We start from the raw sequence: 14,137 nt of genomic DNA on the forward strand, positions 1-14,137 counted from the left end.
TATAGATATCTTATCGACTAAGAGAGCAAATTCCGTACTTCTTTAATTTTAGTACGAACACTTCCGTCGTAAACAACGTTATCTGACGACAAAATCGCACCGCCAATAATACTACTGTCTACTTTCGCAGATAAGTCAACTGTTTTAGCACCAACCCTTTTGGCAAATGTCTTGGTTAACTTGTCTTTCTCTTCGTCATTCATTGGAACTGCTGTAACTACGCTAGCACGCACGATTCCTTGCTTCTTATCATATAATTTGCCAAATTCATCAATAATCGCGACCATATCATTAATACGCCCATAGTCATAGACCATCTTTACAAAATTCTTGACGTACTGAGAAGTTGCACCATCAATCAAAGAATTAATGATCGAATCTTTTTGCTTAAGATCAAGTACTGGCCCTGCTAATGCGATAGATAAACCAGGGTCACTTTGAAAAATGTCTTTAATCGCCATTAAATCAGCGTTCCCAGTTTCTAACTCATCATGTTCTTCTAGTACTTGAAAGAGCGCATTAGAATATCTTTTGGCAAGCGTAACCTTATCTAGACTCATTTGGATTACCTAGCCCTTCAATATAAGAATCGATTAATGCTTTTTGATCATCAGCATTTAAGTTCTTTTTAATGATTTTGGAAGCAATCTCAATAGATAAATCTGCCACATCATCTTTAGTACTTGCTAAAGCGTCTTCACGTTCTTGTTCGATATCTTTATGAGCTTTATCCTTTAAGGTTTTAGCATCATCTTGAGCATCGGAAATAATTGTGTCGCGACGTTTTTGACCAGCTTGTTCAGCATCACTAACGATTTTAGTTGCTTCGTCATGCGAGTTTTGTAATGCATCGGCACGTTCTTTGGCTAACTTAGCAGCATCGTTACGTGATTGTTCAGCAGAATCAATATCGTTGGCAATTTTAGTTGCACGATCTTGCATCATCTTTGTGACGGGTTTCCATGCGAAAATCTTAACAATCCACATCAAGAGTAAGAACAAGATGGCATAAAACAGCATATCACCAACATTGAATCCAGCCGCAATAACTAAATGTGTATACATCTATTGACACCTCCTTTTTCTAAACTAAGAAAATGTTTTCTCTATTTGTTCATAACCAAGAAGGCAACAACAAAGGCCAAGATGGGCATAACTTCAACTAAGGCAACACCAATGAACATATTAGTTCTAAGTGTTCCTGATAATTCTGGTTGGCGTGCCATACCTTCAAGCATCTTGGAAATAATTAAACCGTCACCAATTCCGGCACCAATAGCGGCACCACACATTGCGATTCCAGCAGCAATAGCTCCCATAATATAATCCTCCTATTTTCTTATTCCTCAATTGATAATTTTTGAGAAACATATACAGATGATAATGTTACAAATACATAGGCTTGAATACAGCCAATAAACACTGAGAATCCTTGCCATGCTAACTCAAGTGGGGCAGCGACTGGAATCAGCCACAATCCATTTGAAAATGCTAAATTAGCAATTATCCCGGCCAACAATTCACCAGCAAAGATATTCCCATAAACACGAATTCCAAGTGTTAAGAAGTTCGTAAGCTCCTCAAGCAGGTTGATCGGTAGGAACAAGAAGACAGGTTGTAAGAATCCCTTAAAGTGTCCCTTATAACCTAGTTTCTCAACACCACAATACATAGCAAATGTCAGAGACATTAATGAGAACGTCAAAGCGACGATTGGATCGGCCGTAGGACTCTTGACATAGACAATATTACCTACCTGAATATGCAAGAACAAACCAAGTAAGTTAGCTATTAAGATGAAATAGAATAGCGTAAATGCCCATAGTCCATAATTCTTAGGCGCATCATTACCAATCGTTGACTTTATAATTCCATTTGTAAAATCAATCATGTACTCCAATAAATTCTGTTTCCCCTTTGGTTTCAACTGCAGGTTTCTCGAGCAGACGAATATAAAAGCGAACAAAACAACAGCCACAATCACACCAGAAATCATATTGCTGACGTTGAAAGTAAGACCTAAAAATTGAAAAGTACGAGTTGGCTCCACAGATATCACCTCTTTTCGCAACTATTATCACTCGCAATAAAAAACGTGCCATAAAAAGTAGTTGAATAATTGCGATTCTATATTCAAACAAGTCAAAAGCTCACTTATTCAAATCTGATGAAATAATACCACCATTTCAGGCAAATTTCAAAGCTATAAAGCACCAAAAATTCTAATTTTATAGTCTTTATAACAATTACTTCACAATTGAAATTGGTAAAACTTAAACCCGGCCTTTACGTAAAGCAATCTAACAAAAAAGTGGGAGTTCACTAACTCTCACTTAAAATTATTATTTTTATTTTGTTCCAAACAAACGGTCACCAGCATCACCCAAACCAGGAACGATGTATCCATGATCAAGATGATCGTCAAGTGCAGCGGCATAAATGTCAACTTCAGGTTCAGCCTTTTGCACCGCTTTAACTCCTTCAGGAGCGGCAACTAAACAAACAAACTTAATGTTCTTGGGATTAGCGCCGTGTTTTTTTAATGCATCAAGCGCCATAATTGCCGATCCACCCGTAGCAAGCATTGGATCAACCACAAAGATTTGTCTCTCACCAATATCACTCGGCAACTTTAAAAAGTACTCGTGAGGCTGAAAGGTTTTTTCATCACGATACATCCCGATATGACCAACTTTGGCTGTAGGAATTAGATCAAGTACTCCATCAACCATTCCAATTCCAGCCCTCAGAATCGGAACAACAGCAACTTTTTTACCAGCTAATTTCTTAGCGTGCGCAGTTCCTTCAGGTGTCTCAACTTCAACGTCTTTAAGTGGCATATCACGAGCAACTTCAAAAACCATCAAACTAGCAATTTCATTAACGACTTCTCTAAACTCACGTGTCCCACAATTCTTATCTCTAATAATGCTTAATTTATGTTGGATCAACGGATGATCCATTACGTGAAACTCGCCCATAACGCACTCTCCTCTTCGTATTATATTTATACCTATTATAACACAAGGAATACCAAAAAATTTCTAGCTCCTTATCGTGTAATTGGGTTTTCTTTACACAATTTGGATACGTCACTCTTGATTTGAGCCAAAACATCGGGTTGATCGTAATTGTCAATGGCTTTAATAATTAAATCAGCAACTTTCTTTGAATCATTCTCATCAAACCCTCTTGAAGTGATCGCGGGAGTCCCAATTCGTAGTCCACTAGTTAAAGTTGGTTTCAACTTTTCATTTGGAATTGCTTCCTTGTTAGTGGTAATCATTAATGAATCCAACATGTCTTGAGCTTGTTTACCATTTAAACCGGTATCGGTCAGATCAACGGTCATTAAATGATTATCAGTTCCACCAGAAACTACTCGTAAATGTTCGGAATTATTGAACTCGTCAGCCATGGCATTCGCATTTTTAAGAATTTGCTTGGAATAAGTAACAAAATCGGGTTGTAAATCTTCATGAAAGGCAACTGCCTTAGCAGCAATTACTTGTTCTAAAGGACCACCTTGGGTACCAGGAAAAACGGCTGATTTAATCTTTTTGGCGTACTTATTTTGGCTTAAAATCATTCCACCACGAGGACCACGCAAGGTTTTATGAGTCGTAGTTGTCACTACATCGGCAATTCCTACTGGACTAGGATGTAATCCGGTTGCAACCAGACCAGCAATGTGAGCCATATCTACCATTAAGTAGGCTCCCACACTATCAGCAATCTCTCTAAATTTCTGCCAATCAATGATTCGACTATAGGCAGATGCACCAGCTACGATAATTTGCGGTTTTACTTCCTCTGCAATTGTTTGAATATGATCGTAATCAAGTTGCTCAGTCTCTGGATTAACGCCATAAGTGAACGACTGATAAATCTTACCAGAAAAGTTGACCTTAGCACCATGTGACAAGTGTCCACCGGCATTTAGGTCCATTCCAAGGATCTTATCTCCCGGCTTTAAGAAAGCGGCATATGAAGCCTGATTAGCTTGAGAGCCGGAATGAGGTTGCACGTTTACATACTCAGCACCAAATAACTTTTTTGCTCGTTCAATGGCCAGCGTCTCCACTTTATCAACATACTCACAGCCACCGTAATAACGATGACCAGGATAGCCTTCCGCATATTTATTGGTTAAAACGGAGCCCTGGGCGGCTCTAACACCCTTTGAAGCAATGTTCTCGGATGCAATCAACTCAATTGTGTCCTCTTGACGCTTTTTTTCACCGTGAATGGCATCCCAAAGTTCAGGATCCATCTTTTCATACTCTTTGTCTGACATGATATCTACCTCATTTCACTATTTGAATTAAGTATACTATTCAAAGTGCTTTTGTCCTGCGGATTTGTTTAAGCGGTTCATGTAAGCCTCCCCTAATTCAATTGGGGTAAATCCCTGTGTCAAAATATTGTCAACGCCATCTTCTAAATCAAATTGACGAAGTCCGGCAAATAGTAAATGACTGGCCGTATTAATATCACTTCCAAGACTGTAAATTTCTGCATTGTTTGGCCAGTCAACTGCATCAATTACATCGTCAGTTGCCATAACTCCCACAGTCCCATCTTGTTTTTTAATCCAATCAGCCGCTCGCTTCCAGTCATCTTTATGGTCAACAATTTGAACCTGAGCATCTGGGGCATAATGACGGTACTTCATTCCAGGAGCCTTTGGAACCTGATCCGCACTAACATGATGAACGGCATCGTCAACTGGGCCTACGACTTTTTCAATCTGGTCAACGGTAACTGCACCAGGACGCAAGATTGCTGGCTTCCCCGTTGACATATCAATAACTGTCGATTCAACCCCAAAGTCAGTAGCACCGTCGTCTAAAATCCCCGCAATTTTACCATTTAAATCATGATAAACGTGCTTTGCAAGGGTCGGACTGGGTTTGCCAGACGTATTTGCTGATGGACCTACTAATGGAACACCAGCGGCCTTAATCAAATTTAGAGTTGACTGTTTATCAGGATTTCGAAAAGCAGCGGTATCAAGTCCACCAGTAACTTCTTTAGCAAGTGCACCCCTTTTTAACTTTAAGATGATTGTCAATGGACCTGGCCAAAACGTTTTCATTAATCTTTTTACTTCTTCGTCTAACGGTTGAGCATACTTCTCAACCGTCTCAACATCAGCAACGTGAACGATTAATGGGTTATCACTTGGACGTCCCTTAGCTTTATAAACCTTTTTAACCGCTGAGACATTAGTAGCATCGGCCCCTAGTCCGTAAACTGTTTCGGTGGGAAAAGAAACGAGGTTCCCCTTCTTAAGTTCTTCTGCGGCCGCATCAATCTGATCCGGCGTAAATATCTTTGTATCCATTTTAAAAATTCTCCTTTATTTCATTTTAATCATTCGATCACGCATTGCCATGTCCTTTCGGAGACGAACCGACCGCCTTTTATTATCATTCATCAAAATCTTTTGAACCGGATCTCCCTGTCTAAAGCCAATTTCTAAATAAAGAGAGCCATCCCTCTCTAAATGAGCATCAACATCACGCGAAATTCTCTGATAGATTGAAAGCCCATCATTATCAGCAAATAAAGCCTGACGTGGTTCATATTTTAAGACACTTTCATCCATATACTTAATCTCATTTTGACCCACATATGGTGGATTAGAGACAATCAGGTCAAATTTTTGTTCACTAAAAGCGCCAAATAGGTCACTCTGAACAAAATTAATTTCGGTGTGATTTGACGTTGCATTTTTTTGAGCAATTTTTAATGCATTAAGTGAAATATCAGAACCAGTTATTTTCCAACTTGGGCGTTGCTTTTTTAATGAAACCGCAATGGCACCACTACCAGTTCCAACATCCAATACGTTAATAGGATGATCATCGTAATCATTTAAGATCCACTCCACTAATTCTTCCGTTTCAGGTCTTGGAATCAAAACACTGGGATTAACTTGAAAAGTGTATCCATAAAAATTGGCAGTTCCAATTACATATTGCAGTGGCTCATGATTTAGAACCCGTTCTATCATTTCAATAAATTTAGCTTCCTGATCATCAGACAAATTAAACCGATAATTCATCAGCAAATCCGTCAAATTCCATCCCATCAAAGACCTCATCACCTGGCGTCCTTGATCAGGATCCAAATTTTCTTGCTCCAGACGCAAAGAAGCCCATTTAAGGGCTTCAAAAACAGTTGCGTTATTTTTAAGCTTCTGAGTCATTCAATTTCTCCAGCTTTTTAGCTTGATCAGAAACAATTAATGCATCAATAATATCATCTAAATCACCATCCATGATTTTGTCTAACTTGTTCAAGGTTAATCCAATGCGATGGTCGGTAACTCGATTTTGGGGGTAGTTGTAAGTCCGGATTCGTTCAGAACGATCACCCGTTCCAATGGCATCTTTCCGTTTCTCATCGTACTCATTCTGTTCTTTTTGTTTGTAGTAGTCATAGACACGCGCTTTCAAAACTCGCATTGCCTTAGCACGGTTTTGTTGTTGAGAACGCTCATCTTGCATTGCAACCACAATCCCAGTTGGGAGGTGGGTCATTCGGACGGCTGATGAAGTTTTGTTAATATGTTGACCACCAGCACCAGAGGAGCGATAGACATCCGTTCGAATATCGCCTGGATCAATGTCAATGTCCACATCTTCTTCCTCAGGCATTACACCAACGGTAGCTGTGGAAGTGTGAACTCGTCCAGCCGATTCTGTGGAAGGAATTCGTTGTACTCGGTGAGCACCATTTTCGTACTTTAACTTGGAATAGACTTTATCACCAGTGATCATTAAAACAATCTCTTTAAAACCACCAACTTCAGTATCAGTTTCATCGATCACTTCAATCTTCCATCCCTGACGTTCAGCATACTTGGTGTACATGTTATACAAGTCCGCTGCAAACAAACTGGCCTCATCTCCACCAGCTGCTCCACGAATTTCCATGATAATATTTTTCTCGTCATTAGGATCCTTTGGAATCAACAACAACTTCATTTGATCTTCAAGTTGTGTTTTCTGATCCTTTAAATCACTAATCTCGGATTTGACCATGTCTTCCATTTCGCTATCAAGTTTTTCTCTTAACATAGTCTCATCATCATCTAATTGTTTACTAATCTTTTTATACTTATTGTAAGTTTCAACCGTTTCTCTGAGACTGCCCTCTTCTTTTGAGAGTTTCATGAATTTTTGGGTGTCAGCAATCACTTCTGGATCACTGATTAGTTCGTTTAATTCATCATATCTGTCAGAAACGGATTGTAATTTATCAAAAATTTTATCCATATCGGCTTCAGCCATTCTTATTACTCCTTATTCTTTTGTGCTTCAATCGGAGGATTGAAATAATGATAACGACAAACAGGATAATATGACTCGTTACCACCCATAAAGATCTGCTCGCCCTCGTAAACGGGCTTCCCATCATGGACTCTTAGGTTCATAATGGCTTTCTTTTCACAAAACCAACAAATCGTTTTCATTTCTTCAATCTTATCCGCATACAATAGTAAATACTTCGATCCCTCAAACAATTTATTTTGAAAATCGTTTTTAAGTCCAAATGCCATGACCGGAATATGTAATTGATCAACCACTTCGGTTAATTCGAAGATGTGATGCTTATTTAAAAACTGGGCTTCATCAACTAGCACACAACTAATGGGTTCATCGCGCTTTTCAATTTCATCTTTTACCATTTTAAATACGTTTGAATCGGAATTAATTGAAAGGGCCTTACGGGTGAACCCAATCCGAGAAGCAATGGTCCCCTTCTTTTCCCTGGTATCAACACCACTTGTCATCAAAATAACTGATTTACCCTGTTCCTCATAGTTATAAGCGACTTTAATAATTTCGATTGATTTTCCACTGTTCATTGCTCCGTAACGAAAGAATAGTTGTGCCAAGCTATCACCTTTTCTCTATTTTCACTAACTTTTTCATTATATCGAATTTACCACTTTTTCGCATCCAAATTCAAAATTTGTTCTACCATTTGAATAATTGCTTTTTCTTAAATTAGTTACTATTCTTACTTATAAGCGTAATTTTATGATAGAATTATTTTAATTGTGCAAAACTAATCATTTCTAAGGGAGAACTCATTATGTCATTTCAGAGTAGAATTGCCACCATGGCTGGTAAGTCATCTTACTGGTTCCTGCATAATTTTTTGCACCGTGGTAGCTCATTACCAGGAAAAATAACCACTGCAATTGATCCCAATATTTTAAAGACGCTGGGTAAAAATTACGATGTGATTATTGTGTCAGGAACGAACGGTAAAACTTTGACTACCGCACTGATCGTTCAAGTCCTAAAGGAAGAATATGATCAAATTCTGACTAATCCAACTGGATCTAACATGACTCAGGGAATTGTCTCAACCTTTTTACAAGCAAAGCATCCCAAATATGGTGAAAATCCAATTGCAGTCTTAGAAGTTGACGAGGCCAACGTAAAACCGGTTGTTAAGGCCATCAAACCAAAGATGTTTGTTTTGACTAATATCTTCCGTGACCAACTGGATCGTTATGGTGAGATTTACACTACCTACCAAAAAATCTTAAATGGGATCTTACTAGCTCCAGAGGCCTTAGTGGTTGCAAACGGTGATTCCGCCATTTTTAACTCTAAAAAAATGCCAAATCAACAAGTGTTCTATGGCTTTCAAGATCAACCAGCTGATAAAGACATCAAGGCAGCTCCCAACACGGATGGGGTCCTTTGTCCCGTTTGTTCACACATTATGCACTACCATTACATCACTTACGGAAATTTAGGTGACTATTTCTGCCCCAACTGCGGTTTCCATCGCCCAGAACTAGATTACAAAGTCACCAAAGTGGTGGACGAAACCCCTACTAGTTCGACCTTCGACATTGATGGAAATCAGTATTCGATTGACGTCGGTGGGACGTACAATATTTACAATGCCCTAGCTGCTTATGCGGCCGGTCGACAAATGGGAGTTCGTCCTGATCAAATTAAACACGCTTTTGAAACCAACAAACGACTCTTTGGCCGACAAGAAGAAATCAAAGTTGGTGACAAGGAAGTAACCATTGTGTTAGTTAAAAATCCAGTTGGACTTAACCAAGTCATTGATATGATTTCTCATGAAAAAGAACCATTTTCGTTTGTCTTTCTTGAAAATGCTAACTATGCTGACGGAATTGACACGAGTTGGATCTGGGATGGCGACTTTGAACGTCTACCAAAGATGAACATTAAAAAATTCATTTCAGGTGGTGAACGATACAAAGACATTACTTTCAGGCTAAAGGTTGCTGGGGTTCATGACGACAATCACATCATTGAACCAAACATTGAAAAAGTCTTAGAACAAATTAAACAGCTCCCCACTAAAAAGGTTTACGTTTTGGCCACTTACACGGCTATGCTTCAATTCAGACACTTACTAGCACAAAAGGGATTCATTAAAGGAGGAATGGACTAATGACAAAAACCATTCGAGTGGCTCACTTATATGGTGACTTAATGAATACTTACGGTGATATTGGGAACATTTTGTCGTTACGATATTACGCTAAACAGATTGGCGTTGAGGTCACCTCAAACGTTGTTAGTTTAGAAGAAGGGTTCAACGCTGACGATTATGATTTCATGGTTTTCGGTGGTGGACAAGACTTTGAACAAACCATTGTTTCAAAAGACATTCAAACCAAGAAAGATGAAATTAAACGTTTCATTGAACAAGGCAAGCCTGTTATTGCAATTTGTGGTGGCTTCCAGTTACTTGGAAACTACTACGTTGCAGCTAATGGCGAAAAGCTTCCTGGCATTGGTGCCCTTGATCACTACACGGATGCAATGAAGGACAATCGTTTCATTGGAAACATTGAAATTCAAAACGAACAAACCAAGGAAAAATACCATGGCTTTGAAAACCACGCTGGAGTGACCTACTTAGGACCAAGTGAACGAGCACTGGGAAAAGTCATTAAGGGACATGGCAACAACGGCAAGGATGGTACAGAAGGTGCCATTTACAAAAACACCGTCTGTACCTACTTTCATGGCCCTATTTTAGCCCGAAACGGTAACTTGGCTAAGCGTATGATGTTTAATGCCCTTGAAAGGAAGTATCCCGATACTGATTTTTCAGATGATACGAAAAAAGTAAAAGTTGAATCATTCTAAAATTAAAGCACTACCAATTAAATTGGTAGTGCTTCTTTTTTACATAAAATGAATAAACGGTCGACCACCTGCTAGAAGCAATCCAAGAATTGCCACCACTATAATTGCAATCACGGTCATCCACAAAAACCATCCTGAAAGTTTCTGTTGTGATTTAAAAGCAAACGCCATCTCAATCAGACCAATCAATAGTAACGCGCAAACAACCTTGATAATCGTCAAGACTGGATCACGTCCCCATGCAAATGGGATCAGAAAAATTCCTGAAATAATTAAAATCACATAACAGAGTCTGGCAATCATCGTCATGACTTTAAAATGCCAGTTCGAAAAAAGAGCGATACAAACCACAATAAAAAGACCCAACCACGTTAATAAATGAATCCAAATTAGCATAATAACACTTCCCCATTTAGATTAACTCCATTATACACAATCCATAAGGACTTTTAGTCATAATTCGTTAACACCGTTCTTTGGTTATGGCATAATTACTGAAAAGAGGGAGTGGTGGATAACATGAAAAATAATCAGTTTGCACAAATACCAGTTAACCTTAACACCGCCAAACGGGAGTTAGTCCAAGTTGGCTTTAATCCAACCGAAATCGAAAATTCTAAAACCGTTTCAGAAGCATTTTTGAAATTACTTAGTAAAACGCTTATTAACGTAAACAATAAAAGTGGTCAAATGGAGCAATTGAATAATCGACTAGCGACTCCAGATAAACGACTTGGTGATTATTTGCAAAATAATGGTGAAGTCAACCAACGGGTTTTCTATCTAGTGGCCCTCCAACTGCTTGAATTTCAAGCAGACGTCGACTTTCAGGTTGATGAACCACTGAAAGCAATGAAAAAAATTAACTTGGAGTACTTCAATAAACCTGATCAGTGGGACATAGACGACTTACTTCAAGCTTGGTACCTTCTACTAACCACTCATAACAAGACTGGTCAAACATACCTTGATCACTTAGCAAACCAGGGATTCTTTAAGGGATTTCCAAAAGATAAGCCCCTCTTCTTTAATGGCAAAGCGCAGGCCATTTTTGAACCAGAAGACCTCATTTATGAGACAGTCTACGTTGAAACCGACACTGATTCTGATAAGGACGGAAAAGCTGATCTAATCAAAGTTGAGATTACTCGTCCCCAAACTAGCTTCAAGCTAGGAACTCTTTATACGGCTAGTCCGTACTACCAAGGGACAAACGATGCGCTTGGAGACCAAATCACTCATGATGTAAACAAACCAATTATTCGAAAGGAACCAGATGATACCATTTATTCTGACATTATGTATGAAGAACAACCCCAAAAATTTAGTACTAGAACACCAAAGGGTTTTTCCGATGAAGCCATTGAGGGACACGTTGCAAAGCCGGGTTATACCTTAAATGACTACTTCTTAATGCGGGGATATGCAGTAGTTTATTCAGCTGGTATTGGAACCAAAGATTCTGACGGAATTCAGACGTGTGGTTCCCCCGAACAAACAGATTCAACAGTTGCAGTAATTGAATGGCTTAATCATAAACGGCGAGCATTCACCAACCGAATGGACAACATCGAGATCAAAGCTGACTGGTCCAATGGTAACGTAGCAATGACCGGACGATCATACCTAGGAACCCTTGCCAATGCTGCAGCAACCACTGGAGTGAACGGCCTTAAAACCATTATTTCAGAAGCCGCCATCTCTTCTTGGTACGACTATTATCGTGAAAATGGTCTGGTAATGGCTCCGGGTGGATTTCAGGGAGAAGACGCTGACGTTTTAGCGGCCGAGACATTCAGTAGAAGTCTCAATCCTGGTGATAATTTCCAGATCCGTCCTTTCTTTGATCGCTACTTATCAATTATGCAAAAACAGATGGACCTTACTACCGGGAATTACAACGAATTTTGGGACAAAAGAAACTACCGAAACAACGTTAAAAACATTAAAGCCGATGTCTTGCTTGTGCAGGGCCTGAACGATTGGAATGTTAAACCAGTCAACGCAGCTAAACTATGGCAAGGAATCAAGTCTCTTCCAATCAATCAAAAGATTATCCTTCACCAAGGTCAACACATTTACATCAACGCCTTTCGTTCGTTTGATTTCAACGATATCGTCAACATGTGGATTTCACATGAGTTATATGGGATTGAAAACGATGTAATGAATAAAATTCCAAATATGATTGTACAAGACAACGTCAAGCCGGAAACGTGGAACAAAAAGAATAACTGGCTTGATAATCATAGTAAAAAATACTACTTAAATGATGAAAAACTAAGCAAAACTTCAAACAAAGGCCAACTTAAATACCAAGATCAGTTGGATTTGTCGCGATTTAAGGCATACTGTTCTCATCCAACACGGTGGGAAAAAGATTTACTTGATCCAAACAGTCCGTTAAAGGGACACCGTTTGATCTTTAAGACTTTACCTCTTAGTGAAGAGCAAATCATTTCGGGATTTAGTATTCTTCACCTGCGTATTGCCACGTCTAAGAACGTCGGAATCCTGTCAGCTCAATTGGTTGATTACGGGGATGCTAAAAGATTAAATGTTACCCCTACCATTCTTGAGCCCAAGGGAATTCTACTAGGGCACAGATGGTACACGGATGATCTACGGGAATTCACCTTAAATAAGCATTCAACACCAAATAAAATGATCTCGTTTGGACATATGAACCTTCAGAATCGCCATTCCGCTTATCAAAACGATCAATTGGTCCCAAACCAATTTTATGATGTTGACTTAACGTTACAACCAACCTTCTATCACCTTCCAGCTGGCAGAAAGCTTGGACTAGTACTATACGGAACTGACTTTCAGATGACTCAGCGTGGGAACCAAGAGATTGAGTACACCATTGATCTAGAAAACAGTTATCTTAAAGTTCCTCATAAATAAGAAAAACACGTTTGCCTTAAAAATAAGGTAAACGTGTTTTTTTATCTAATTAAATAATTCGTAAAGATAGGTGTTAATTAAGTCATTTCGATCTTCCATGAAATGATCACTTAAGTGGGGGTGAACCCGATTAGACAAAAAGACAAAACCACTCTTCTGGTCCCGATTGAGTACAATTACCACCCCTGTATAACCAGACTGCCAAATGTATGGATGGCCTTCGTAATCAGCTAAAGCCCATCCAAATGACCGGGTGCCATCTTCCATCGGCGTCTGATCGGTATACAATTCATCAAACGTCTCATTATTAAAGATGCTACTACGACTATTAACCTGAAGCATCCACTGGGCAAAACGAGACAAGTCATTTAAAGTACTAAACATCCCAGCTGAACCACAATCATCGCCCAAGATTTGCGCCTTCGGGTCATGAACTTCACCCTGCAAATTAGTACGGGTTTCTTCATTGTATGTAGTGGGAACAGAACGTTGCACTTCTGGGTGAAAAGTCGTGTCATTTAAACCAAGTGGTTTTAGGACCATTTGCGTAATCAGTGGTTGAATAGGAATTCCCATTACCAACCCAGCAATCCATCCTAAGAAAATATAGTTCACGTCTTCGTATTTCATTTGCTTGTTAAAATTATTGCCCACATGAAGACCTAAAAGAGCCTCACGAAGCTGATTGATGTTCATCAGATTTCGATTGGGAATGTACCCTTCAATCCCGGACGTATGAGTCAACAAGTGACGAATTGTAACCTCCGGATACTTCCATTCTGGTAAATAGTCGGAAACAGAATCATCCAAGTGAATTCGCCCATCTTGAAGTAATCGCATGATAACCGGCAGGGTCCCGACAACTTTAGTCAAAGAAGCAATATCGTAAACGTCGTTTGGTCCAACGACTTCTTTCGTTGGCTCCACTTGCTTCAATCCCATTTCATCACTTTCAACGTTCATCCCAGTGATAAACGAAAATGCCGCTCCTGGAATACTCTGGCTTTCAATCATTTTTTTTATTTTAGCTTTTGTCTTTGAAAAATTCATTTTTATTCTCC

The 14,137-nt window shown here is 39.2% G+C and carries 15 protein-coding genes; 3 read left to right on the forward strand and 12 right to left on the reverse strand.

What is annotated here, in order from left to right:
* Positions 1–17: 17 nt before the first annotated feature.
* The 10 genes from atpH to AC6UD8_RS06120 all read right to left on the reverse strand — a co-directional run bounded on the left by atpH (position 18) and on the right by AC6UD8_RS06120 (position 7,879).
* Positions 18–560, reverse strand: coding sequence for an ATP synthase F1 subunit delta (gene atpH / locus AC6UD8_RS06075; protein ID WP_500694352.1), 543 nt, complete (start codon positions 558–560; stop codon positions 18–20).
* On the reverse strand, positions 547–1,065 hold the full coding sequence (atpF, locus tag AC6UD8_RS06080) for a F0F1 ATP synthase subunit B (RefSeq protein WP_500694351.1): 519 nt from the start codon (positions 1,063–1,065) through the stop codon (positions 547–549). The genes atpH and atpF overlap by 14 nt, the downstream gene beginning before the upstream one ends.
* A 41-nt stretch (positions 1,066–1,106) precedes the next feature.
* Entirely contained in the window at positions 1,107–1,319 is a 213-nt protein-coding gene (gene atpE, locus AC6UD8_RS06085) for a F0F1 ATP synthase subunit C (protein WP_010021947.1), read from the reverse strand.
* Between the two features lie 20 nt (positions 1,320–1,339).
* Positions 1,340–2,050 (reverse strand): F0F1 ATP synthase subunit A, encoded by a 711-nt coding sequence (atpB, locus tag AC6UD8_RS06090; protein ID WP_500694350.1) that lies wholly within the window; start codon positions 2,048–2,050, stop codon positions 1,340–1,342.
* A gap of 298 nt (positions 2,051–2,348) precedes the next feature.
* Complete coding sequence (gene upp / locus AC6UD8_RS06095; RefSeq protein ID WP_500694349.1) at positions 2,349–2,981, reverse strand: uracil phosphoribosyltransferase; 633 nt, start codon at positions 2,979–2,981, stop codon at positions 2,349–2,351.
* 71 nt (positions 2,982–3,052) lie between these two features.
* A complete protein-coding gene (gene glyA, locus AC6UD8_RS06100) occupies positions 3,053–4,297 on the reverse strand; it encodes a serine hydroxymethyltransferase (RefSeq protein ID WP_500699807.1) in 1,245 nt (414 codons plus the stop codon).
* A gap of 36 nt (positions 4,298–4,333) precedes the next feature.
* Entirely contained in the window at positions 4,334–5,347 is a 1,014-nt protein-coding gene (locus AC6UD8_RS06105) for an L-threonylcarbamoyladenylate synthase (protein ID WP_500699806.1), read from the reverse strand.
* Positions 5,348–5,362: 15 nt separating this feature from the next.
* Positions 5,363–6,214: a peptide chain release factor N(5)-glutamine methyltransferase gene (gene prmC / locus AC6UD8_RS06110; protein ID WP_500699805.1), complete on the reverse strand. Its 852-nt coding sequence runs from the start codon at positions 6,212–6,214 to the stop codon at positions 5,363–5,365.
* Complete coding sequence (gene prfA, locus AC6UD8_RS06115) at positions 6,198–7,286, reverse strand: peptide chain release factor 1 (RefSeq protein ID WP_500694425.1); 1,089 nt, start codon at positions 7,284–7,286, stop codon at positions 6,198–6,200. The genes prmC and prfA overlap by 17 nt, the downstream gene beginning before the upstream one ends.
* Positions 7,287–7,306: 20 nt before the next feature.
* The gene (locus AC6UD8_RS06120; RefSeq protein WP_500694424.1) at positions 7,307–7,879 is read right to left on the reverse strand and encodes a thymidine kinase; all 573 of its coding nucleotides are present in this window, start codon (positions 7,877–7,879) and stop codon (positions 7,307–7,309) included.
* A 230-nt stretch (positions 7,880–8,109) separates the two neighbouring features.
* Between AC6UD8_RS06120 and AC6UD8_RS06125 the strand changes: the two genes are divergently transcribed.
* Entirely contained in the window at positions 8,110–9,462 is a 1,353-nt protein-coding gene (locus AC6UD8_RS06125) for a MurT ligase domain-containing protein (RefSeq protein WP_500694345.1), read from the forward strand.
* The gene (locus tag AC6UD8_RS06130; RefSeq protein WP_500699804.1) at positions 9,462–10,166 is read left to right on the forward strand and encodes a type 1 glutamine amidotransferase; all 705 of its coding nucleotides are present in this window, start codon (positions 9,462–9,464) and stop codon (positions 10,164–10,166) included. Before AC6UD8_RS06125 ends, AC6UD8_RS06130 begins: the two co-directional genes overlap by 1 nt.
* 39 nt (positions 10,167–10,205) lie before the next feature.
* Here the strand turns inward: AC6UD8_RS06130 and AC6UD8_RS06135 are convergent, their stop codons facing one another.
* Positions 10,206–10,562: a DUF1516 family protein gene (locus tag AC6UD8_RS06135; RefSeq protein ID WP_500699803.1), complete on the reverse strand. Its 357-nt coding sequence runs from the start codon at positions 10,560–10,562 to the stop codon at positions 10,206–10,208.
* A 123-nt stretch (positions 10,563–10,685) separates the two neighbouring features.
* On the opposite strand from AC6UD8_RS06135, the gene AC6UD8_RS06140 reads away from it, so the two are divergent.
* Positions 10,686–13,076 carry a Xaa-Pro dipeptidyl-peptidase gene (locus tag AC6UD8_RS06140; RefSeq protein WP_500699802.1) on the forward strand — a complete coding sequence of 797 codons (2,391 nt, stop codon included), beginning with the start codon at positions 10,686–10,688 and terminating at the stop codon, positions 13,074–13,076.
* A 45-nt stretch (positions 13,077–13,121) separates the two neighbouring features.
* On the opposite strand, the gene AC6UD8_RS06145 is transcribed toward AC6UD8_RS06140, so the two are convergent.
* Positions 13,122–14,126, reverse strand: a complete 1,005-nt coding sequence (locus AC6UD8_RS06145) for a serine hydrolase domain-containing protein (RefSeq protein ID WP_500699801.1) — start codon at positions 14,124–14,126, stop codon at positions 13,122–13,124.
* Positions 14,127–14,137: the final 11 nt, after the last annotated feature.

The sequence above is a fragment of the Fructilactobacillus sp. X1R3C1 genome, from assembly GCF_059901545.1.

What these genes read in the sequence shown, in the direction of transcription:
- atpH (WP_500694352.1), bottom strand. Translation starts at nt 560, where the DNA reads ATGAGTCTAGATAAGGTTACGCTTGCCAAAAGATATTCTAATGCGCTC.
- atpF (WP_500694351.1), bottom strand. Translation starts at nt 1,065, where the DNA reads ATGTATACACATTTAGTTATTGCGGCTGGATTCAATGTTGGTGATATG.
- atpE (WP_010021947.1), bottom strand. Translation starts at nt 1,319, where the DNA reads ATGGGAGCTATTGCTGCTGGAATCGCAATGTGTGGTGCCGCTATTGGT.
- upp (WP_500694349.1), bottom strand. Translation starts at nt 2,981, where the DNA reads ATGGGCGAGTTTCACGTAATGGATCATCCGTTGATCCAACATAAATTA.
- glyA (WP_500699807.1), bottom strand. Translation starts at nt 4,297, where the DNA reads ATGTCAGACAAAGAGTATGAAAAGATGGATCCTGAACTTTGGGATGCC.
- AC6UD8_RS06105 (WP_500699806.1), bottom strand. Translation starts at nt 5,347, where the DNA reads ATGGATACAAAGATATTTACGCCGGATCAGATTGATGCGGCCGCAGAA.
- prmC (WP_500699805.1), bottom strand. Translation starts at nt 6,214, where the DNA reads ATGACTCAGAAGCTTAAAAATAACGCAACTGTTTTTGAAGCCCTTAAA.
- prfA (WP_500694425.1), bottom strand. Translation starts at nt 7,286, where the DNA reads ATGGATAAAATTTTTGATAAATTACAATCCGTTTCTGACAGATATGAT.
- AC6UD8_RS06120 (WP_500694424.1), bottom strand. Translation starts at nt 7,879, where the DNA reads ATGAACAGTGGAAAATCAATCGAAATTATTAAAGTCGCTTATAACTAT.
- AC6UD8_RS06125 (WP_500694345.1), top strand. Translation starts at nt 8,110, where the DNA reads ATGTCATTTCAGAGTAGAATTGCCACCATGGCTGGTAAGTCATCTTAC.
- AC6UD8_RS06130 (WP_500699804.1), top strand. Translation starts at nt 9,462, where the DNA reads ATGACAAAAACCATTCGAGTGGCTCACTTATATGGTGACTTAATGAAT.
- AC6UD8_RS06135 (WP_500699803.1), bottom strand. Translation starts at nt 10,562, where the DNA reads ATGCTAATTTGGATTCATTTATTAACGTGGTTGGGTCTTTTTATTGTG.
- AC6UD8_RS06140 (WP_500699802.1), top strand. Translation starts at nt 10,686, where the DNA reads ATGAAAAATAATCAGTTTGCACAAATACCAGTTAACCTTAACACCGCC.
- AC6UD8_RS06145 (WP_500699801.1), bottom strand. Translation starts at nt 14,126, where the DNA reads ATGAATTTTTCAAAGACAAAAGCTAAAATAAAAAAAATGATTGAAAGC.